The 22827-nt window shown below is 35.8% G+C and carries 16 protein-coding genes and 1 CRISPR repeat array; of the genes, 12 read left to right on the plus strand and 4 right to left on the minus strand.

Annotated elements, in window-relative coordinates:
- Positions 1-107 precede the first annotated feature (107 nt).
- Entirely contained in the window at positions 108-659 is a 552-nt protein-coding gene (locus QM524_RS00085; protein WP_283342938.1) for a DNA-3-methyladenine glycosylase I, read from the minus strand.
- A gap of 88 nt (positions 660-747) precedes the next feature.
- On the opposite strand from QM524_RS00085, the gene QM524_RS00090 reads away from it, so the two are divergent.
- Both QM524_RS00090 and QM524_RS00095 read left to right on the plus strand, forming a co-directional pair.
- Positions 748-1620, plus strand: coding sequence for a helix-turn-helix domain-containing protein (locus QM524_RS00090; RefSeq protein WP_283342939.1), 873 nt, complete (start codon positions 748-750; stop codon positions 1618-1620).
- A gap of 87 nt (positions 1621-1707) precedes the next feature.
- Entirely contained in the window at positions 1708-2790 is a 1083-nt protein-coding gene (locus QM524_RS00095) for an alpha/beta hydrolase (protein ID WP_283342940.1), read from the plus strand.
- 173 nt (positions 2791-2963) lie between these two features.
- Here QM524_RS00095 and QM524_RS00100 read toward each other — a convergent pair whose 3' ends face one another.
- The 3 genes from QM524_RS00100 to QM524_RS00110 form a co-directional block, all read right to left on the minus strand.
- Complete coding sequence (locus QM524_RS00100) at positions 2964-3983, minus strand: aldo/keto reductase (protein WP_166577507.1); 1020 nt, start codon at positions 3981-3983, stop codon at positions 2964-2966.
- A 118-nt stretch (positions 3984-4101) separates the two neighbouring features.
- Positions 4102-5001 (minus strand): helix-turn-helix domain-containing protein, encoded by a 900-nt coding sequence (locus QM524_RS00105; protein WP_283342941.1) that lies wholly within the window; start codon positions 4999-5001, stop codon positions 4102-4104.
- Positions 5002-5056: 55 nt separating this feature from the next.
- Complete coding sequence (locus QM524_RS00110; protein ID WP_283342942.1) at positions 5057-5938, minus strand: LysR family transcriptional regulator; 882 nt, start codon at positions 5936-5938, stop codon at positions 5057-5059.
- A 274-nt stretch (positions 5939-6212) separates the two neighbouring features.
- Between QM524_RS00110 and QM524_RS00115 the strand changes: the two genes are divergently transcribed.
- The 10 genes from QM524_RS00115 (at position 6213) to cas2 (ending at position 18505) form a co-directional block, all read left to right on the plus strand.
- Positions 6213-7415: an MFS transporter gene (locus tag QM524_RS00115; RefSeq protein ID WP_283342943.1), complete on the plus strand. Its 1203-nt coding sequence runs from the start codon at positions 6213-6215 to the stop codon at positions 7413-7415.
- A 21-nt stretch (positions 7416-7436) separates the two neighbouring features.
- Complete coding sequence (locus tag QM524_RS00120) at positions 7437-8147, plus strand: MBL fold metallo-hydrolase (protein ID WP_283342944.1); 711 nt, start codon at positions 7437-7439, stop codon at positions 8145-8147.
- Between the two features lie 426 nt (positions 8148-8573).
- The gene (gene cas6 / locus QM524_RS00125) at positions 8574-9404 is read left to right on the plus strand and encodes a CRISPR-associated endoribonuclease Cas6 (RefSeq protein WP_283342945.1); all 831 of its coding nucleotides are present in this window, start codon (positions 8574-8576) and stop codon (positions 9402-9404) included.
- Positions 9405-10162: 758 nt separating this feature from the next.
- Positions 10163-11998 carry a hypothetical protein gene (locus tag QM524_RS00130; protein ID WP_283342946.1) on the plus strand — a complete coding sequence of 612 codons (1836 nt, stop codon included), beginning with the start codon at positions 10163-10165 and terminating at the stop codon, positions 11996-11998.
- A 28-nt stretch (positions 11999-12026) separates the two neighbouring features.
- Positions 12027-12971 carry a type I CRISPR-associated protein Cas7 gene (locus tag QM524_RS00135; protein WP_283342947.1) on the plus strand — a complete coding sequence of 315 codons (945 nt, stop codon included), beginning with the start codon at positions 12027-12029 and terminating at the stop codon, positions 12969-12971.
- A gap of 3 nt (positions 12972-12974) precedes the next feature.
- Entirely contained in the window at positions 12975-13775 is an 801-nt protein-coding gene (cas5b, locus tag QM524_RS00140; RefSeq protein ID WP_283342948.1) for a type I-B CRISPR-associated protein Cas5b, read from the plus strand.
- A 1-nt stretch (position 13776) separates the two neighbouring features.
- On the plus strand, positions 13777-16590 hold the full coding sequence (gene cas3 / locus QM524_RS00145) for a CRISPR-associated helicase Cas3' (RefSeq protein ID WP_283342949.1): 2814 nt from the start codon (positions 13777-13779) through the stop codon (positions 16588-16590).
- Positions 16590-17132, plus strand: a complete 543-nt coding sequence (gene cas4, locus QM524_RS00150) for a CRISPR-associated protein Cas4 (protein WP_283342950.1) — start codon at positions 16590-16592, stop codon at positions 17130-17132. The genes cas3 and cas4 overlap by 1 nt, the downstream gene beginning before the upstream one ends.
- A gap of 37 nt (positions 17133-17169) precedes the next feature.
- On the plus strand, positions 17170-18174 hold the full coding sequence (gene cas1b / locus QM524_RS00155) for a type I-B CRISPR-associated endonuclease Cas1b (RefSeq protein ID WP_283342951.1): 1005 nt from the start codon (positions 17170-17172) through the stop codon (positions 18172-18174).
- 31 nt (positions 18175-18205) lie between these two features.
- The gene (gene cas2 / locus QM524_RS00160; protein ID WP_283342952.1) at positions 18206-18505 is read left to right on the plus strand and encodes a CRISPR-associated endonuclease Cas2; all 300 of its coding nucleotides are present in this window, start codon (positions 18206-18208) and stop codon (positions 18503-18505) included.
- A gap of 215 nt (positions 18506-18720) precedes the next feature.
- Positions 18721-22811: direct repeats of the CRISPR family, unit length 30 nt; unit sequence CCTTTAATCGTACCATGTAGGAATTGAAAC.
- Positions 22812-22827: the final 16 nt, after the last annotated feature.

The raw sequence follows: 22827 nt of genomic DNA on the forward strand, positions 1-22827 counted from the left end.
AATGATACACTTGTCTTTTTCTATTTTTGCAGCTATAAGTGATTGCAGTGCTCTTATTTCCCTCCTCCAAACCCATTTAAAGGAGGGAAATAAGAGTAAATTCACCATTAAACCTCCGCCCATTTAGGGTTTTGGGCAAGCACTTTTTGTTGTGTCGGACAATCGTCATCGTGCGAGCCTTTTAGATAGCCAATACTCATCAAGAATTCTCCCACAATTTCGCCTCCTGTAAATTTGAAAGTCTTTTTGAAAAGTTTTACCCATTCTTCCTTGGTTTTGGGATGGTGTGCTTCTAGCCATTTTTCAAAAGAACCATATTCCTTTTGCAAAACCTGAATTTTTTTGGCGTTTTCTATCGCTGCTTTGATTTTTAAGCGATTGCGAATAATGCCTGCATCTGCCAAAAGCCTTTCTCTATCCTCCTCGGTGTACGAGGCTACTTTGTCGATATCGTAATGACTATAGGCCTCTTTGAAGGCTTGCTCTTTTTTAAGAATTGTTTCCCAACTCAAACCCGCTTGGTTGATTTCTAAAATCAATCTGCCAAATAACGCATTATCGTCGTGGATTGGGAAGCCGTAGTGATTGTCGTGATAATGGGCATGCAAGGCCTTGCGGTCGGCAGGTTGCATATTTTGAATAGCTTTGCAATAAGACATAGGTCGGGTTATAGATTTGTTAAACTCAATCAACGTAAGTAATTTCGAAATAGTTCTTTCAAAAAAAGAATCCTTAAAACCCTTCAATATGACTCAGCAAACGCCCTCTATTTTCGAATCACATTATAAAAAATTAGGTTTAGTCCGACTGTCAACGGATACGTTAACAGCGGTTAATAGCGATTTGTACAAACCTTTTATCAAGGTTTTGTATTTGCCCCAAGGATACCAACTAAAAGTCGATTTTCAAGAATACAAAACTGTAGAGCCGAGTCTGTTTTTTGTAAATTCCAATCAGTTTTTACAGATTGATAAAATCGGGGAGCAAAAGGGATATTTGATGTTTTACAACCGAGATTTTTATTGTATTCAGATACATGATGCCGAGGTGGCTTGCGATGGACTGCTGTTTAATAATTTGCAAAACATGCCGATGGTAGAACTGCCTGCAAGTGAACAAGCGTGGGCCAATCAACTTTGGGTACAAATAGAGGAGGAGCTAAGCGCGAACGAATCGGGGCAGGAAGAAATGCTACGGGTGTATTTAAAACAGTTAATCATTCGTGCGACTCGCATCTGGAAAAAGCAAGAACTACATCAAGTTCAAGACGGAACTAATAGTGACATGGAGTTTTATCGAGATTTTAGTCGATTAGTCGAAATACATTATAAAGAAAAGCATAGCGTTGCTGATTACGCCGATTTGTTGGGGTTTGCTCCCAAAACTTTGACACATAAATTTAAAAGACTGCATTTGTCTCAGCCCAATGAAGTAATCAAAGACCGTATTATTCTGGAAGCAAAGCGCCTTTTGACCTATACCCAAATGAGCGCAAAGGAAATTGCCTATCATTTGGGGTATGATGACCCTGCCTATTTTAATCGTCTTTTTGCTCAGAAAGTAGGAGATACGACGACTAATTTTAGAAATAAATACCTTCAAGGGAAAAAAGTACAATAGTTGTATGCTTTTGTGCCTTTATCTGGGTAGTTCGTTGGAGTAATTTTGTCATATCAATTTTAAACAACAACTAAACAAATAGAAAACATGAAAGCTCAAGCACTTGCCTTACCTAATGGCAGCACACAAGATTTAACCATTGTAAAATCATTTTTAGTACTCTTATTGGCTTTAACGGCGCATTTATCTTTTGGTCAGTTACGCCCTTACGCTGGTCAGGACGACCCACAAGTTTTTTCCGAAATAAGACCATTTTTGAAAGCGCTCAACTCAGGAAACGGTAAACCACTCGAACAACTTAGTCCAGCCGATGCACGTCAAGTATTGGTTGGTGCACAAAAGTCGGTTCAGGTAGATTATTCAGGTATTCAAGAAACTGAAAAAGTGATTTCTCAAAATGGTTATAAAGTAAAAGTACATATCACCAAGCCTATAGGCGTAAAACCCAACGCACCAGTATTTATTTTCGTTCATGGCGGTGGCTGGGTATTAGGCGATTATCCGACGCATAGAAGACTAGTTCGTGACTTGGTCGTAAATAGTGGCGCTGTGGCTGTTTTTCCTGATTACACTCCATCGCCAGAAGCAAAATATCCAGTAGCAATCAATGAAATTTATGCTGCTACACAATGGATATCAGAGCATGGTAAAGAAATAGGCGTGAATGGTAAAAACTTAGCGGTAGTCGGTAATAGCGTAGGAGGTAACATGTCAGCGGCAATTGCTTTGATGGCAAAAAACAACAACGGTCCTGCTATTAAATTACAGGTGCTTTTGTGGCCAGTTACAGACGCTAACTTCGAAACTGGTTCATACAATGAATTTGCGGAAGGTCGCTTTTTGACTAAAAATATGATGAAATGGTTTTGGGATAACTACTTGCCAGAGGTAGAAAAACGCAAAGAAATCTATGCATCACCTTTGCAAGCTACGGTAGAGCAATTGAAAGGTTTGCCAGAGGCATTGGTACAAACAGCAGAAAATGATGTATTGCGTGACGAAGGTGAGGCTTATGCAAGAAAGCTCAACGAAGCTGGCGTAAAAGTTACTTTAGCAAGATATAATGGCTTGATTCATGACTACGGTATGTTGAACCCGATTTCAGGTGTTACAGCGTCTAAAGTGGCAGTCTTGCAAGCAGCATTATCAATCAAAGAAGCACTGAAATAGCTAAACAGATATATTCTCTTGATTTAGTGATTATTTTAAAATGTATTAGAATCAAACAAGGCGTTCGAAACGAGTTTTTCGAACGCCTTGTTTGATTCTATATTCCAATGACACATCCTTAGACGCAATCATTGCGTCTCTACAAGTTAATTTCGCGAGGAATAATCGCTCAATTATTTTCTATAATCTCCTTGGCGTTTTACCATCCAGCCAGGGTATTGCATTGGAAGCGGACTTATTGTATCAATTTTCTGCAAATCCTCAGCCGAAAGCTGTATTTGTGTCGAAGCAATATTGTCTTGTAACTGAGTAATTGTTTTAGCTCCGATAATCGTACTGGTAACACCTGGTTGATGACGAACCCAAGCCAAAGCCACCTGTGCTACGGTCGTTTGATGAGCTGTTGCAATTTCCTGCATAACATCTACCAAGTCATAAGCTTTTTCTTTATCGATTGGAGGAAAATCAAAATTCTCTCTTCTTGAACCCGCTACCACCTGCTGACGAGTATATTTGCCACTCAAGAAACCACCAGCCAATGGACTCCAAGGGAAAATGGCTAATTTGTGATGCTGTGCCATTGGTACTAATTCATGCTCTATATCACGCGAAACAGCCGAGTAATAGTATTGTAAACCAATGAAATGATGCCAGTTGTGGCTTTTTGCAATCTCCTGAGCCGTTGCCACCATCCATGCAGGCCAGTTGCAAATGGCAATGTAACGAGCTTTCCCGGCATTTACCACATCATTCAGCGTATGTACAATTTGCTCTACCGAAGTACGAGGATCAACGCCATGAACATACAAAATGTCCACATAATCCATTTGGAGGCGTTTTAAACTAGCATCAATCGAGTTGAAAATATGATAGCGAGAAAGCCCAGCACTATTGGGCGCATCATTCATTCGTCCTAATACTTTGGTCGCAATGACAACTTCGTCACGACGAATACCGAGGTCAGTAAGCGACAGTCCGAGTAATTGCTCAGATTGCCCAAAAGAGTAAATGTTGGCAGTATCAATAAAGTTAATACCAGCGTCAATGGCCGATTTGATTAATTGATTGACCTCCTCTTGTTGGAGTTGACCAATATTTCCCCAAATGCCAGCGTCTTTTCCGCCAAAAGTCATAGTCCCGAGGCATAATTCTGATACTAAAAGACCAGTTTCGCCTACATAATTGTATTTCATAGGTTTTGTTTTATTAGTTTTTGAAAAAGTTTTTACTAAAAATCTGATGCAAATTTCTTACAAAACTCTTGTGTACAGTTATCCCAAACGAAACAGAAACTATAAAAAATCAAACAATTTAGATTTCTCGGAATAACTTCGGGGTAGTTTGTAACGCACGACGGAAAAAGGAGGTAAAATGCGAAGGGTCATCAAACCCAAGGGCGTATCCTATCTCGGCAATATTCCAATCAGTATGTTTGAGGAGGGTTTGCGACTCTTGCAAAACCCTTTCTTGAATCAACTGAGAGGTAGTTTTACCTGTAACTGTTTTCAAGGCGCGATTGAGATGATTGATATGGATGGAAAGATGCCCAGCAAAATCAGCAGGAATGCGCAGTTTCATTCTTTGTAAGGGCGATTCAATCGGAAATTGTCTTTCGAGTAATTCCACAAACAAAGAGGTAATGCGATTATTAGCCGAATGCGTATGTTTTTGGATATTATCATTGGGCGACAAACGCATAGCTTTGTGAATAACCTGTTGCACCAATGCTCTCAAAAAATCGTATTTGAAGGCATAATCGACATTTATTTCAGCAGACATTTGTTCAAAAATAAGTCGAAATTCCTCAATCTGCTCTTCATCAAGATTATAAATAGGAAAGCTGCCAGGCTTAAAAATTGGATATTCTTTGATGTTGGGAATTTGATTCAAAAAAGCTTCGGTAAATACACAAAAATATCCTCGCTGAGATTCCCCAATTCGTTCGATTTTGTAGGGAATCATCGGATTGGCAAACGATATTCCAGCAGACTTTACTTCAATCGATTTGTCAGCGTAGTGATAAATATTCTTGCCAATAATCAACGAAATTTTATAGTAGTCCTTGCGACTATAAGGTACCGATTTTGTTGGTTTACCAATATAATCCTCCATCTTGAATACATTGAAATGCCCTACGTCTTTGCGGAGGTTTTCGGGTAAACAGTTGGTACTATTCTTGTAAAAATCTTTTAAAGTATGAACCTTTTCCATGAAGTAAAGTTATAAAAAATCAAACGAACCTGTAAAAGACAACAAGAAAACTACCTTACAAGTTAATTTCCTCGTGCAGAATTCGATAAAATTCTTTGACAGCCTTTTTCTGATAAACTTCTTTCATTGAAATAATCATAGCCGTTCGGTCCATATTTTCACCCAACAGCGGAATTGTTGCCAAGCCGTCTTTCTGGCTGACAGACGTTTTTGCCAAAATCGTGTGCCAATTCCCTGTTTTGACCAATTCTAGCAAAGTCGGAATATCATTGATTTCAATTACAATATTGGGCGATAATCCGTGGTGCTCGAACAAATCATGGACAAATTTGCTGGTCATATATCCTTTGGCGGGAAGCACCAGTGGATATTGCGTAATCTGCTCCAAAGTGATCATCTCCTTTTGCGCCAATGCCGAATCTGGTGCGGTCACAACTGTCATAGGTGAGCAAAATAAATTTTGATAGTCAAAATGGTTTTCAACTGCTATATCTCCAAAAAAACTTAACGCAAAATCAAGTTCCAAATGATTTAATTTATCAATCAATTCTTCGGAAGTGCCAAATACGACTTTTATCTTAATTTGTGGGTATTGCGTCGCAAAACGAATTAGTGCAGGAGTCAAAACATATCGTAGCCCATAGGTTACACCAATGGTAATTTTTCCAGTTTGAAAATTGTGCAAGTCCCTCAGCATCAGTAATCCATCTTGTGCTTTATTGATACTTTGAAAAGCAAAATCTGCAAATAATGCACCCGCTTCAGTAAGTGTAACACGTTTGCCAATACGATTAAATAAGGGTATATCCAGCTCATCTTCTAGCTGCTTAATCTGCTGAGAAAGAGTGCTCTGACTAATGTTGAGTTGCTCTGCGGCCTCCGTGAAATTAAGTAACTCTTTAGCCTTGAGAAAGTATTTTAATTGTCGAAGCTCCATGGGTATTGAGTGAGTTGTGAATTTTGAATTGTGAGTTAGTGAATTTTGAATGGGTGTTTGTTTTGGGAGATTCCCTATTTTGGTTTATTTATTATAAATCTGAAATCCGAAATTGAGGAGGTTTTTCTAAATCGAAAATACCGATTGATGTGATAGAAAAAAAGCGTTTTACGAATTTAAAACTTCTCTACAACTTTGCAGTGTAATCATGAAGCATTTCTAGAGTGTGGATGATATTGAGAAGAATGTTGCATAACGTAAAACATCCCAATTCATGAATATCGAATATAAGGCGGTTTCATTACCGAAAAATTTTATCCTAGGGTTTACCCAAATCTTGCTTTGGGGTGGCTCATTTTTCTTGTTGGCTATCTTAGCTAAACCTATTGTTGCAGAAACAGGCTGGTCGCACCAATTAGTGTATGGCGCCTTGTCTTTGGCAATGTTAGTATCAGGAATGTTGGCTTCGAAGGTGGGAAAAATGATTGATACAATCGCAAGAAATTACAATTTGTTATATGCAGGATTTGTCATGGGAGCGGGGCTTATTATCATAGGTTTATCCCGTCATTTTTTGCTATTTTTATTAGGCTGGTGTGTGGTAGGAGTAGCTATGGCGATGGGATTGTATGATGCACTTTTTGCTACATTAGGGAAAAAATATGGCAAAATTGCCCGTAAATCTATTGTGCAAGTTACCTTAATTTCAGGGTTTACCACAACGGTTGTATGGCCATTGCTTTCATTTTTATTGAATCAATATGGCTGGCGCAATGCTTGTTTTGTGTATGCAGGAATTCTCATCGTTTGGGTTTTTCCAGTTCATAAACTCTTGATTCCTGAAAAAGTACAAATTGGAGAAGAGGAAAATGTCTCACTGAGCATTCAAGAAACAGTCCCGACAGGCTTAGAAAACACTAGTGTGTTCACGATACTTTTAGTAAATTTTACCATTGGTTCTATCCTGATGACAGGAATTTCTGTCCATTTAGTAGAAATACTCAACGACAATGGACTACCCCTGACTATGGCTATAAGTGTAGGTGCTATGCTTGGGCCAAGTCAAGTGGGAATACGATTTTTAGATGCAATCTTACCTAAAAAAACACCTTTAAATTCAGCGTTGGTATCGTCAGTAACCATTTTTGTAGGTCTGATTTTATTTTTGATGCATCATCAAATTTCATTTTTAGCGGTCATTTGTTTTGGTTTGGGTAATGGTATGCGTTCAATTTTACGTGGCACATTACCTCTATGGATATTTGGTGCCGACTCGTATGCAACAATCATGGGTAGGTTAGCGGGATTACCGATGGTCGCACAAGCACTGACACCTTTATTGAGCGGCTATATGATTGCTCATTTTAGTGTCAAAAAATTTGTAGGTTTACTGGTAGTTTTGGCATTTATCAATATCATTACCATGGTGGTTTTGAGAAATAAGATATTGAATAAGAGTCGTTTACTAAGCGCATAGGCTCAAAATCCACTTGAAAATATGAAAATTATCCCTTTACAAGAAGGCAATTACTTTGTCGATAAAAATCGAGCGTTTATCCCATTGACTTCCGCCATAAACGAGCAAGGTTTAAAACTAGCAGTGCAACCATTTCTAGTAATTACCAATACGGATTATATCCTTATCGAAACAGGTTCGGGGCATGAGAACTTAGGACGCCCAATTATCCTAGATTTGTTAGCCAAAGAGGGAATTTATCCTGAACAAATAACTAAGGTATTTCTGACGCATTTTCATAAAGATCATATCGATGGTTTGGGAATTATCAAAGAAGGGCAATACCAAATAAATTTTCCAAACGCACAAGTTTTTGGGCAACGGAGAGAATACGAATACGCGCTATCGCAAAAGCAAAGTACCTCTTATAATTTCCAGAAATTGATGCCATTGCAAGATTTGTCCAACATGGTTTGGTTGAACGAAGATAGCGGAAATCTCACACCTGAAATCTCCTATCTAGTAGTGGGAGGACATTCTCCCTATTTGCAAGTATTTTGGATAAAGGATGATACAGAAACCTATTTCTTTGGTTCAGATAACCTTCCTCAAGAAAGTTACTGGCAACACAGTATCGCCTACAAGTCGGATTATGACGGCAAAAAAGCCAGAGATTTAAGAACTCAATGGAAGCAACAAGCCCAAGAAGAAAATTGGAAAATCTTACTTTATCATGATATGGGAAAACGATGATATAGATTGTTTTCCGATTTTATGACATTTTGTTCAGGTGTAAAATAGGATTTTGAATTTATATGCAGAACATATAGTATGTTTAAATTTCATAAATCATAAAAAAAAATGTATTTAATATTCTGAAATCCTGTTGTTTGAGCCGCAGGCGAGGTGGTTCGCCACTCCGATTAGGATTTCTTGACTTTCTTTTGCGGCCGCCGCTCGGTTACTTTTCTTGTGTTAGACGGGCACGCCTAGTGAAGAAAAGTAAGGAGTGTCGTAAGGAAATTTCGTTTCTTTTACAAATGTCAAACAAAATTTTTTAAACATACTCTTAATTCCACTAAATAAGATTTCTTGTTTTCCTTTTTATTAAACAAGAAATCTTTCTACATTTATATCACCTTAAGAACCCATTATAAAACTCAAAATTTACGCCAAAGAATGAGATTCAGGCTACATCTTAAACCTACTGAAGATAGACAAAAGCTACTTTTCAATTATCAGTATCCCTTACAAGCTTGGTTATATAAAATCTTGTATCAGGCAGACCAATCGTATGCTTCCTTTCTGCATAATCATGGATATGCAGTGCCCAACAGCCATAAAAGTTTTAAGCACTTTACTTTTTCCTCATTACAACTTGGAAAGACCAAACCTATCAAATCTGGCGACACGTATATACAGCTCAGTTCGGACAGTATTTCGTTAGTTGTATCGTTCTACATCGACAAGGCAGCCGAAGGATTTATCGTAGGATTATTTCAGAATCAGGAGGTAAGTTTATTCAATCGTGACTACCGCGCCAACTTCATAGTGACCAATGTAGAAGCACTCACCAATCCATTCGATGCCGTTGTAGGCAACCAAGTTGTAACTATGTCTTTCAGAACCATTTCACCTATGGTGGTAGCGAGAAAAGAAGAAGGATTAGACCAATATTTAAGTCCAACAGACGAACGTTACAGCGTGTTTTTCGCCATCAACTTGGTTGACCGATACCGAACCATCGAAGGAAACGAAAGTTTGCAAATAGATAGTACTATTGCCCAGAGTTTAGTAAAATTCAAACTTATATCAGACCCTACGAAAGTGAAGAAACGAGGTTTCTTCGTAAAAGAAGGAAAGCTTAAAGATGAAACAAAAGTCATTGGTTATCATAACTTTACCTTCGAAGTAACCGCCCCAGCTAAACTTTTGGAAATAGGATTTTTGGGAGGCTTAGGGAAATACTGTGCAGTTGGTTGTGGTTCTGTGGAGGTTTGGGAGAGGTAATTAATGTATTTGTAAAACTGGAGAATCTTTACAAAATGCGATCTTTGTAAGAAGAACTGGTAAATGTTTTTATCTCAGAACGCATCACTATTTGCGGGTTGCCAGTACTGGCACGAGGATAAAGGGATTTATCAGTTTTTTGAATAGAGGTTTGTCAATACAGAAAGTCTTATTCTATTAGTATAGTTTATCCGAATAATATAAGTCTATTATATTGCTCACCAATGAGTGTCTACAAGTAAATGTTTTCCCTTTCCGTAAAACTTGGGATTACCACATTCATCAATAGAGTAATAGCTGTTTTGCAGGAAAATATAAGTATAGATACCGTTTAATAAGAATAGTCTTTTTCTGGGAATTTATTGGCTTTAATTTAAGAACTTGTATGTGAATTATAAATAAAATTAATAGGAACTACATTTTATGAAAATTTTTAGTTGTGAAATCATAGAACAGGTATTATCATTTATAAGCCTAATTGCTTTGGCAGTTAGGCTTTGGTATTTAGATTACTATGTGATACGACCATAGGGCTATTGTGAATTAAAAAACCATCGAAGAGTTAGCTGGACAAAAATGTATTACACTTACAAAACAAAATGAATTATTTCCATGATAGTAATAAAACAAAGTGTTAGTTACTATTATAGAAATTTATATAATGACCATATAACTAGTAAGACATAATCAGTATACCTATGCTTAGAGAATTAATCAATTTTACCGATTCCTTAGACCCAGAATTTAAGGCTTTGGGTATGAAAAATAAAGAAGGTCTTCACATTTTCTTGGAAATTCAGAATGATGGTGAACGTCACTGGATTGATGAAAAAATGGAAGTCGTCTTTACGCGTAAAAAAGAGTTAACACCTGATGAAAATGCTCTGATAAATCGTACCTCTACGCTAACACAGCTTTCTTGGTGTGTGAATACCAATAAGTGTTTTGATTTACCTATCAAGGCTATTCACTCTTGTTCTCCTTATTGTCTTGCCCTCAAACGTGAAAATTTGGTTGGTGGAGAGAAGTATGCAAGCAATGCTTCTGGAAAAAAATCGCAAGTATATGAACGTATCAATGCTTATTTTGGGAAAGCCTCAGAGTTGCTGGATTCAGAAGAAGAAAAACAGTACATTGAGATTTTCAAGAATGCTTTGAATACAGAGGAGCGTTTTCAATTTTGGATAGAAAATTCTGGATACTGGTCAGAGTTAAAAGACTCAGATTATGTCATTTTCTATTTGAAAGAGCCTATCGAAAAATATCAAACTACGAATAAAAAGTATTTGGCGGATAAGCTTTTTAATACGAGTGATTATAATGTAGAAATTGGAAAATCAGTTTTTGGTACAAGTGATTTTTTCAATGGATTTCCTACCAAAAAAGCTTTTTTGACGCATCAATCAGCCTCTTTTGATATTTCTGGAAGAATTTCTGCCAACGATGCCAAATCTTTGTATGAATTTCATGATATAATCGGGAGAAATATTTTACCGAATCCTTTACCTATTTTTATTCATAGAGAAGAACTTAATAGAGTAGATAAAAAAACATTATTGGGAGAAAGTATAAGTCTTTTCAAAAAAGAAGCGATAAACGGTGTTCGTATCAAATATCAAGAGATAATAAAGACATTGTACAACGACTTCAAGGATGATTTCGGCAATTATTACCTACTTTTTTACAGTTTCGGAGAAATTAAAGACTTTGATTTTGTCTCAAAATTTGAATATGAATTAAGAGACGGCGAAGGTAATAAATGGGAAATAAAAGATTTATTTGGTGTAAAAAATAACAGAACTTTAGATAATGTTTTCGATTTACACATTGCTGTAATGCAACCTGCATTTAATAACTCCTTAGTGATGAAGACTAAAACTGGAGATTTTCAATACCGTTATTTTGATGATATTGATGCAAAATATTGTAAATCGGACAATACATTCCTATTAGTTAATAAATATAGAAAAGCATTTTACGATTTTATCTATAAATCCAAAAGGCAAGCGGTTACGTCGTTAATGTTTCATGATATTATGCGCACAAGTATTTTGGATGATATACGATTGGATGAACTTAAAAACGGCAATCATTCCGAGCGATTTTCAATACTACGAAAGCTTAATATTTGGTTTAGTCTCTACGAAAAATTTGACATAAATAATAAAACAAACGCTGAAAGTATGGCAAGCAAACTACAAGCCCATCGAGAGTTTATAGAAAAACTCACGAAAGGCGAAACATCTATTGAATCAGATGACCAATATGCTTTTGCAGTTGGACAAGTGATTTATTATCTGTTTACCAAAAGTAAAACGTCAGATACAAGTTACAAACGCCTTGAACCTTTTGTGCAACAAGTTCATGCTAAAGAACTTAATAAAGCAATTGCAAGACTTTTTGATACTTATAAGCATGAACCATTTTCAAGCAATTTTAGAAATCCTTTCGCAGAAGTGATGGATTATGAAACCTCAGCTAATATTAGGGATTTCATGCCTACTTTATTAGCTGGTGTTTTCTCAAAAAATGCCCTTTTTAGCGATAAAGAAAAAGACGCCGTATCAGATGATGATTCACAAACAGAAGAATAATATTTCTACCTTTTAACAATATTCAACAATGAGCAACTCATTCAATAACCGCGTATTTGGCTGTGCCATTATTAAATCTATTAACTCAAATTATAATGCAGATTTTTCGCATCAGCCACGTACCTTGCCTGATGGAACAGTGTATGCAACAGATAAAACATTTAAATACAGTATCCGTAACTATATCTCAAAGAATTTTGGTAGCGAAAAAATATTCTATTTCAAAAGTCTGAACGACGAGATGCAACCTCGTGACCTTGACCAAACTTACACTAAGCATTTTGGAGAATTTCCCAAGAAAGAAGCTGGTAAAGATGGTGCCTTGAAAGTCCGTAAAACTATCTTGAAGAACTTATTAGAGTGTGTTGATATTCGTTTGTTCGGAGGAACTTTTGCTAGTAAAGATGCCAATATTTCGTTGCATGGTTCTGTACAAATTACCCACGGTGTAAATCGTTTTCCAGAAGGAATTATTTACTCTGAGCAGATTTCTTCGCCTTTCCGTAATTCTAATGATAAAAGTACAGATTCAATGCAAACAACATTGGGTACTCAGTTCAAATTAAGAGAAGGGCATTACGTGCATCATTTTTCTATCAATCCTCGTAATTTAGAAGATTTGGCGAGTAAAGTAGAAAGCGATGGAGTTACTAGTGGAGACATTTGCATTTTGAAAGAAGCCATGCGTTCGGGGGTATCTTTCTACGATTCTTCTGCTAAAGCTGGTACAGAAAACGAGTTGTTGCTTTGGGTGCAACTAAAAGAAGATTCAAAATTAGTATTACCTTCTTTTGTTGAATTGGTATCGGTTAATAATGATAGTAATAGAACTATTGATTTGACAAAGGTTTCGGCTGTTTTGGCAAAAGAAAGCGTAAAAAGCCAGATCGAGAAAATAGAGTTATACTACGATAGTGCCGTTACAACGGTAATTAATGCACCTACTGATGCAATCGTATCTGAACTTAATTAAGCTATGGCAAATCAAAAATTAATCTCTTTTGATTTACAGGCGGACTTTGCTTTTTTTAAGAAACCAGACCATAACGTTGGGATTTTACTATCCTACAATATGCTTCATAAACCTGCTTTATTGGGTATTTTAGGGGCAATTATTGGTTTGGAAGGTTATCAGAAAAAAGGAGAATTACCCGAATATTACCACAAATTAAAAGATATTCCAGTGGGGATTGAACCTTTGGAAGGCTTTCACGAAAAAGGTAATTTTCAAAAAACGTCTGTAAAATATACCAATACCGTTGGTTACGCCAATGATGATGGTAACTTATTGGTTGAAGAAACCATGCTGGTTAAGCCTGCATATCGCTGTTATTTATTATTAGACTTAGAGGATACACTTCATGCGAAACTATATCAATATTTAAAAAATGGACAAGCAGAATATGTGCCATATTTAGGGAAGAACGAGTTTCAAGCGTGGATTATTTTAACAGATGGGTTTATTAAAGAGTATGACTATCAGGTTTTTGATGAGAGAAATGATTTTTTTATACGTTCAATTTTTATAAAAAACGGTATCTTAAAAAATCAAAAAATAAACGTCAAAATAACACTTAGAAATAAAGATACCGTACACAGACCAACTTTTACTTATTTTGAAAGGTTACCTATTGGATTTGAAGAGGGAAAAATGATTCAATATGAAATGGCAGAGTTTGCCCTTACGGATTGGTTAATCTCTTCAGAATCATCAATATCACAGCTATACGAGATAGGTATGGATAGTAATAAAAAACATATCATTCAGCTTTTTTAAGATGCTCACCTACAAGCACTTTTTTGAGTTGTTGCTCCCTATTGAGCAACAACTCAAAAACCATAGTGACTATTTAGCTCACTTACCCAATAAAGAAAATTCAGATGTTCAGCCACCAGAGCTTCTGGCTGAACATTGTAAATTGGTAAACCATTATTTTGAACGACTAATTGAAGAACATAATTTAGAATTAGTAATAGATACTCTAGTTCTTGAATTATGTGAAAAATTACGGTTTCAGAATCAAGAAAAAGCCATAAATTTTATAAAAAAGCTATTCTTCAGTACTGTGGTTTTTCATGATTACGGCAAAATCAATGAAGATTTTCAAGTGCTACGGATGTCAAATAAAAAATTTAAGACAAACAAAGTTTCTATATTTACACCACCTCATGGACATTCTTGGCTGGGTGCATATATTTTTAATAGTCAATTTCTAGAAGAGGTTGCTTATGAACAATATGAAGAATATGATGAGGGCTTATTATTCATCATTACAACTTTTTTTAGCTACTCTATTTTGATGCACCACAGTAGTAATTTAGGAGGTGTTGGTGAAAAAATTGAAAACTCAAAATTTGGCAAATTTTATGAGGAAATGCAACCTTATTTAGCAAAATATGGCTTTGCTTTTAATAAGGATTATTCTGATTTTATTTTAAAAGATGATTATAATACCCTTTTAAAACAATTTCATGAAGAACAAAAAAAGGAGGAAGCGTTCCCCCTTTACGCACTATTAAAACTCAATTTTTCACTACTTACCGCTTCCGATTTTTTGGCAACTCACGAATATATGAATAGTTCTGAGCATGGTAAAGAAGGAGCTACGGTAGATTTTGGCGTATTTAAAAGCAGAGAACGAATTGTAGAAATTTGTGAAAATATTCGTAAAAGCCAACCTCATAACCAGAAAACGTTTACTGAATTAGAGTCATGGAAAGATTATGATGCAGCCAAAGAACTGCAAGAAATGTCGAAATCGAATTTGAATCTTCTTCGTCAGCAAATGGCGGTTGAGCTTATTAGAAATATTCGGAAGAATGCTAACAAAAGGCTTTTTTATATCGAAGCACCAACTGGAGGGGGAAAAACAAACCTTTCAATGATTGCTCTAACCGAGTTGTTGGCTCAAAATCCTGATTTGAATAAAGTATTCTATGTTTTTCCGTTTACCACTCTTATTACCCAAACGTATAAGTCTTTGCAAGAGACTCTAATGCTTAATGATAACGAATTGGTTGAAATTCACTCAAAGGCAGGTTTTCATAGCAAAAGAGAAGAAAAAGAAGATGGAGAATATGGGGATGATAAAAAGGATTATATTGATAACAAATTTGCCTTATATCCCGTGAGTGTGCTGTCTCATTTGAAGTTTTTTGATATTCTAAAAACCAATAATAAAGAGACCAATTACCTCTTACATCGTTTGGCTAATTCTATTGTAATTATTGATGAAGTGCAGACTTATAACCCCAATATTTGGGATAAAATGCTGTATTTTATCAGCCAATATTCAGCCTATTTTAATATTCGGTTTATTCTAATGTCGGCAACTTTACCAAAGATTGACGAATTGGATATTCCAACGGTGAAGAAGGAGTTTGTGAATTTGTTACCTAATGCTCAGAAATATCTCTCAAATCCAAACTTTAGTCAAAGGGTGCAATTTGTGTTTGAAGAAGAATTAACAGTTGGTTTGACGATTGAAAAATTGCGAGATGTTGTTTTAGAAAAATCAGAAATCTATGCAAATAACAAGGGGAGTGTTCGTACGATAATCGAATTTATCTTTAAAAAATCAGCGTCAAGTTTTAGACAGCTAATTTTAGATTCTGAACAAACCTTGTTTGATGAAGAAAATATCCTTGTTCTTTCTGGAACGATATTGGAGCCCGAAAGAAGAAAAATTATTAATAAGATTAAGAATAAAGACAATAGAGGTGAAAATATCTTACTCATTACAACACAAGTTGTAGAAGCAGGCGTGGATATAGATATGGATTTAGGCTTTAAAAATACTTCTCTTTTAGATAGTGATGAACAATTGGCTGGGCGTGTTAATAGAAATGCAAGTAAGGATACCTGTGAAGTGTATTTATTCAAATTAAATGATGCCAATTTTATTTATGGTAAAGACGAACGGTATAAGGTTTTAAAAGAAAATAAAATTTCTAACGAAGAAGTAGCTGACATTCTGAATAAAAAGGAGTTTCATAGATTATACAGAGAGGTTTTTACGAAAATTGATGGTTATAATCAAAAAGCTTATGCTGATAATTTCGAGGCAGAAATTTTGGATAATGTAGAAAAATTAAATTTTGATGATATTGATAGAAACTTTAAAATAATCGATCAACAGAATGAAACAGTATTCGTTCCGATACATTTACCTATTCAAATAGAATCAAGTAAAACTGGGGAACAGGAAGATATTTTTTCAGACGACGATTTGAAGTTTTTAAAAACGTTTAATGTTCTTCCAGAAGGTGAATTGTTGGATGGGAGAGAGGTTTGGAGAGTTTATGAGTTGTTGATTGATACAGAGATAAAAAATAAAAAGGAAGAAAAAGGATTTGATATTAAGACGAAAATTGATTTTAAGGTATTGCAAAGTATTATGTCAAAATTTACATTTTCACTTTTTGCACATACAAAAGTTGTAACAGAATTAAGAAGCTGTGGATTTATACAAGAAAAATATGGTTTTCAATTAATAACCGAATCTGGTCTTAATTTGGGCACTCCAGTTTATTTGATAGAACACGGCTTAAATGAAAATGCTATTCAGACTACTGAAAATTTCTTTTTATAATGAAAACTATCAACGCCACACTTATTAATATTTACCATATCTGCCACCGTGAACTTTGGCTTCATGCCAACGGTATTACGATGGAACATACTTCTGATGTGGTTTATGAAGGTAAACTTATTGGGGAAGAAAGCTATCCGCAGCGAGCGGAGAAAAACCAAGAATTAGAAATTTTGGCAGAGCTGGATGGTGGCATTCGAGCTTCGGCAAAGATAGACTTTTTTGATGCTCAAAAAGGAATTGTTCATGAGACTAAGAAGTCAGATGCCAAGGAAAGAGCCCATGTGGCTCAGGTGAAATTTTATCTCTTTTTATTGAGAAAAAATGGTATTCCTGCGCATTATGGCATTATCGAATACCCAAAACTTCGAACTACTGAACGGGTTGATCTGCCTAATGATGAAATGATTGAAGTCGAAAATTGGATAAAGGATGTTTCTGAGATTATCAACCGAGAAGTCTGTCCACCCAAGCTATCCGTATCCAAATGTCGTTCGTGTAGCTATTTTGATTTTTGTTGGTCTGGTGAAATAGAAGAATAACATTGTTTGAACACCATAATATAAACCGTTTGACATCATGAAAAAATCCTATTACCTCTTTAATCCTGGACGTATGAACCGTAAGGATAATACGCTGTATTTTACCCCTGTAGATGAACACGGAAATGAAGGTCAAGTTCGCCCAATACCTGTTGAATCGGTAGATAATTTGTATTGTTTTGGAAGCTTGGATGCCAATAGCGCCTTGTTTAATTTTATGGGTAAAAACCATATATCAGTACATTTTTTTGACTACTATGAACATTATACAGGCTCGTTTATGTCCAAAGATTACCTGTTGGCTGGCAAAATGCAAGTAGAGCAAACCAAGCACTATATTTCGGATAAAAAACGAATGGTTATTGCCCAGACTTTGATTAATGGAGCGGCGTTTAATATGAGTCGTAACTTGAAATATTACCAGAGTAGAGGTAAAGATGTTGCCAGTTCGTTGGAACGTATAGAAAATTACGTTTCTTTGATTGAAAGTGCCAAAAAGGTCGATGAATTAATGGGGATAGAAGGCAATATTCGTCAGGCGTATTATGATGCTTTTGATACAATAATCAATGATTTTGAGATGGGAAATCGTAGTAAAAAACCACCTAAAAATGAAGTGAATGCCTTGATTTCATTTGGCAATATGATGTGTTATACGATGTGTTTGGACCAAATTTATCATACACAACTGAATCCTACGATTAGTTTTTTGCATGAACCAGGGGTGCGACGATATTCATTGGCCTTGGATATTGCAGAGATATTTAAGCCATTGTTGGTAGATAGAACTATTTTTAGTGTATTGAATAAAAAGCAAATTCAGGCGAATGATTTTCGACAAGATACCAACAGATGTGTCTTGAAAGACAGCGCCAAGAAGGTATTTGTACAAGCATTTGACGAACGATTAAAGGAAACTTTCAAACATCGAACATTAGGGCGTAACGTTAGTTACAAGCACCTAGTAAAATTGGAGTGTTATAAACTCAGCAAGCATATTTTGGGAATAGAGACTTACAAGCCGTTTAAAATGATGTGGTAGAGCCAATTAGTGAGTTGTGAATGAGTGATTTTTGAATAAAATTGATGGAATTAAAACATTGATTGATATGTATGTGATTTTGGTGTATGATATGGGAGAAAAGCGAGTAAGCAAAATGATGAAACATTGCCGAAAGTATTTAAACTGGATTCAAAATTCGGTATTTGAGGGGGAAATTACGGAGGTAAAGTTGAAGGAGTTAGAGATAGGTGCACGAAAAATCATGAATGAAAATGAAGATAGTTTGATTATCTTTAAGAGCAGGAATGAGCGTTGGCTTGATAAGCAAGTGATAGGAGTAGAGCGTATGAGCACGGATAATTTTTTATGACGTATATTAGTATACGCAAGTCGTCGAGCCTTATAAAGTTCATTGAAATACTGAAATTTTATCAATCAAAGCGAGAGTTTTTTGAGTTAAGTTTCTGATAATCAATAGTCGTCGATGTACGGGGTAAATCCTATCATTACACATCGACGATTTTTTTCTAGTTTTTTCGAGGAAAAAAATGTTATTTTATCAAATCAAGGCCACTTTTCCAACGGCTTTTAATCGTACCATGTAGGAATTGAAACTTGAAAGCAATTGAGCTTTTAGAAGTGATTGTTGAATCTTTTAATCGTACCATGTAGGAATTGAAACAAAATGGTTGCAGATATGGTTGATGAGAAATTAAACTTTTAATCGTACCATGTAGGAATTGAAACAATTTTCCAACTCGATTTCTGCATCTGTTTTTACTCTCTTTTAATCGTACCATGTAGGAATTGAAACTTCCAAATATAGACTTCTAGGATGTGCTGGCAAAACTCCCTTTTAATCGTACCATGTAGGAATTGAAACTGGCAGAGCCAATTTTGCGCACGGAATCAGGATAGTTGCTTTTAATCGTACCATGTAGGAATTGAAACTAGCCTGTAGCAGTGGCAAAATAGTTGGGAATACTGCACCTTTTAATCGTACCATGTAGGAATTGAAACTAATCTTCCTGACTAAGCTTTTTTTCTTCAAGCTCCTCTTTTAATCGTACCATGTAGGAATTGAAACTTTCCATATTTTTCGAAGTTTTGAGCCTATTGCTACTTTTAATCGTACCATGTAGGAATTGAAACGGGTCAACTCTATTGCTGAGGTAAAAAGAATGATGCAAACTTTTAATCGTACCATGTAGGAATTGAAACGGAAGTTGGAAACGAAGCCCGTGTAATTAACTCTAAACTTTTAATCGTACCATGTAGGAATTGAAACGTATTGTACGAACCATTACCTAAAGACGTAAATTCACTTTTAATCGTACCATGTAGGAATTGAAACTTAGAATCCAGTTATTGAGCATTTTAATATGTGATAGCCTTTTAATCGTACCATGTAGGAATTGAAACGCGTGTTTTATAAAATTCTGAGTGTCAAAACACTACTCTTTTAATCGTACCATGTAGGAATTGAAACTGCAAGAAGCTGAAAAGAATTTTCAGGATGCCATCGACTTTTAATCGTACCATGTAGGAATTGAAACCTTCAACCGTTTCAGGGTTTTGGAATCCAGTTAGCTGCTTTTAATCGTACCATGTAGGAATTGAAACGACAGTAAACGGTTGTGATATACGACAAGCTTTTCGTAACTTTTAATCGTACCATGTAGGAATTGAAACTTCTCTTCAGTAAGTCAGCAAGCTAGACAACAGATCTTTTAATCGTACCATGTAGGAATTGAAACTTGATTTTTGCACCGATTCAATTTGATCATTGAACTTTTAATCGTACCATGTAGGAATTGAAACTTGAGAGGAATAAACTTGGGTTGAAAACTCAAAACCTTTAATCGTACCATGTAGGAATTGAAACAAACCTTAAACGTACGTATAGCGAGCCTAAATTATCGCCTTTAATCGTACCATGTAGGAATTGAAACAAGTTTTGGTATCCCTTGCGAGACGGAGACCAGCACAACCTTTAATCGTACCATGTAGGAATTGAAACAGAAGACCGCGGGCGAGTTAAAGATTTTCGTAGCGTCCTTTAATCGTACCATGTAGGAATTGAAACGAAAGGAGCGTATAATTACCGTGCAGAAAAAGCCTCCACCTTTAATCGTACCATGTAGGAATTGAAACTTAACGCCTACGTGTGATTCTGAGTCTTGCGTAACCTTTAATCGTACCATGTAGGAATTGAAACTTCAAAATCAAGTGAGCGTGTTTACCTGTAATTGCCTTTAATCGTACCATGTAGGAATTGAAACGCTATTAAAAAAAGGCTGTCAGCGTTTCCAAGTATGCCTTTAATCGTACCATGTAGGAATTGAAACTCATTTATCAGGCCTTTTAATTTATTGGCCTTTCTCCTTTAATCGTACCATGTAGGAATTGAAACAAAGTTCCTTTAAAGTTTCGATTTCTTTTCTGACCCTTTAATCGTACCATGTAGGAATTGAAACGGAAGGGATAAATTTATTTTTAGGTGAAGAAATAGACCTTTAATCGTACCATGTAGGAATTGAAACATTCTAATAGCCTCTTGCTTCCTTTCGTGAGCAATAACCTTTAATCGTACCATGTAGGAATTGAAACTAATATCGCCTGCTACTTGCATTGCTACGTCGGTATCCCTTTAATCGTACCATGTAGGAATTGAAACAATTGAGTTTTTTTGTTGTTATATTCCGCTTCTGAAACCTTTAATCGTACCATGTAGGAATTGAAACTCTACACCGCCTGGGAAGTCCTCTTTCATCGCGATTACCTTTAATCGTACCATGTAGGAATTGAAACTTGAACGACCAATTCCCACTAAAAAGAAAATTCCAACCTTTAATCGTACCATGTAGGAATTGAAACTAATTAGTTTAGGTTTTAAGCCCCGACAAGCGAGGCTTCCTTTAATCGTACCATGTAGGAATTGAAACTTAGATGTTACAGGATACCCAAAAACAGTGATTAAGGCCTTTAATCGTACCATGTAGGAATTGAAACCGAAAAAAGACCAGCTTTAGCCGAAATTACACAAAGCCTTTAATCGTACCATGTAGGAATTGAAACAGTAACTTTTGCGTGTTCTCCTCAAGTCTCCCAGAAGCCTTTAATCGTACCATGTAGGAATTGAAACGCGCTTGATTAGATGAGTTTCTTAATTGTGTCCAAAAACCTTTAATCGTACCATGTAGGAATTGAAACATACAATCGTAGAGTTTGGCTATTTTGATTATGCCAAACCTTTAATCGTACCATGTAGGAATTGAAACAATACTTTTATAGTTACAATGTCGTTACTTTCCATATTCCTTTAATCGTACCATGTAGGAATTGAAACAGCTCCGACTGTAAAGCATTTTTATGAAGTTCAAGACCTTTAATCGTACCATGTAGGAATTGAAACTTGTTTTGTGCTGGTGCTGTAGTTGATGTTTTATAGCCTTTAATCGTACCATGTAGGAATTGAAACTTGAGAGGAATAAACTTGGGTTGTAAACTCAAAATACCTTTAATCGTACCATGTAGGAATTGAAACCAGAATTCGCAGAGGAGCTAAATAATATCTCAAAAACCTTTAATCGTACCATGTAGGAATTGAAACTAAATATGAAAAAACAATTATTAGCCATTGCACTCCTTTAATCGTACCATGTAGGAATTGAAACTTATCCCAAGCTGGCCACTGGCGCAGGACAACACTCCTTTAATCGTACCATGTAGGAATTGAAACGCAAAATTCAGCTTGAAAAAAGCTGATGGCACTATCGACCTTTAATCGTACCATGTAGGAATTGAAACTCGACTGCATGCAAGCTTTGAAGTTATCCGCTGTACCTTTAATCGTACCATGTAGGAATTGAAACACAAAATTATTACTGATGAGATGACCCACTTCCAGCAAACCTTTAATCGTACCATGTAGGAATTGAAACATTAGGATAGTGCTACGAGTAGCCATATCCAGACTAGCCTTTAATCGTACCATGTAGGAATTGAAACATTTTTATTGAATGTGAGGTAGGGACAAAATTTATCTTCCTTTAATCGTACCATGTAGGAATTGAAACATTTTTGCGGACTTAGATAAAAGCCTGACTTCTTTTGACCTTTAATCGTACCATGTAGGAATTGAAACAAGAATTCTTTTGCAATTGGGCTTTGCAAGTCTTTCCTTTAATCGTACCATGTAGGAATTGAAACTGAGATAATAATATTTATATCTTGACGTTTATTTGACCTTTAATCGTACCATGTAGGAATTGAAACATAAAAAAATAATGAATCTCTCAAATGCTTTTATATCCTTTAATCGTACCATGTAGGAATTGAAACACAGCTTTTAGCCTACGGCACAAGTGCAAACAATGTCCTTTAATCGTACCATGTAGGAATTGAAACAATGCGAAGTAGGCCTTTATACTAGCGCCTATTCCCCTTTAATCGTACCATGTAGGAATTGAAACATTCATGAAAACATGGAAATTATGGCTTCTGGTATCCTTTAATCGTACCATGTAGGAATTGAAACATTTTATAATATTACCCTCCCTAAAAAACCAATTTCGCCCTTTAATCGTACCATGTAGGAATTGAAACTTTTCGAGCGAAATTGCTTGTTCTCTTGTTAGTTTTGGCCTTTAATCGTACCATGTAGGAATTGAAACAGAATAGTACAAGTGT

It is taken from the genome of Flectobacillus roseus, assembly GCF_030056595.1.
Taxonomy (GTDB): domain Bacteria; phylum Bacteroidota; class Bacteroidia; order Cytophagales; family Spirosomataceae; genus Flectobacillus; species Flectobacillus roseus.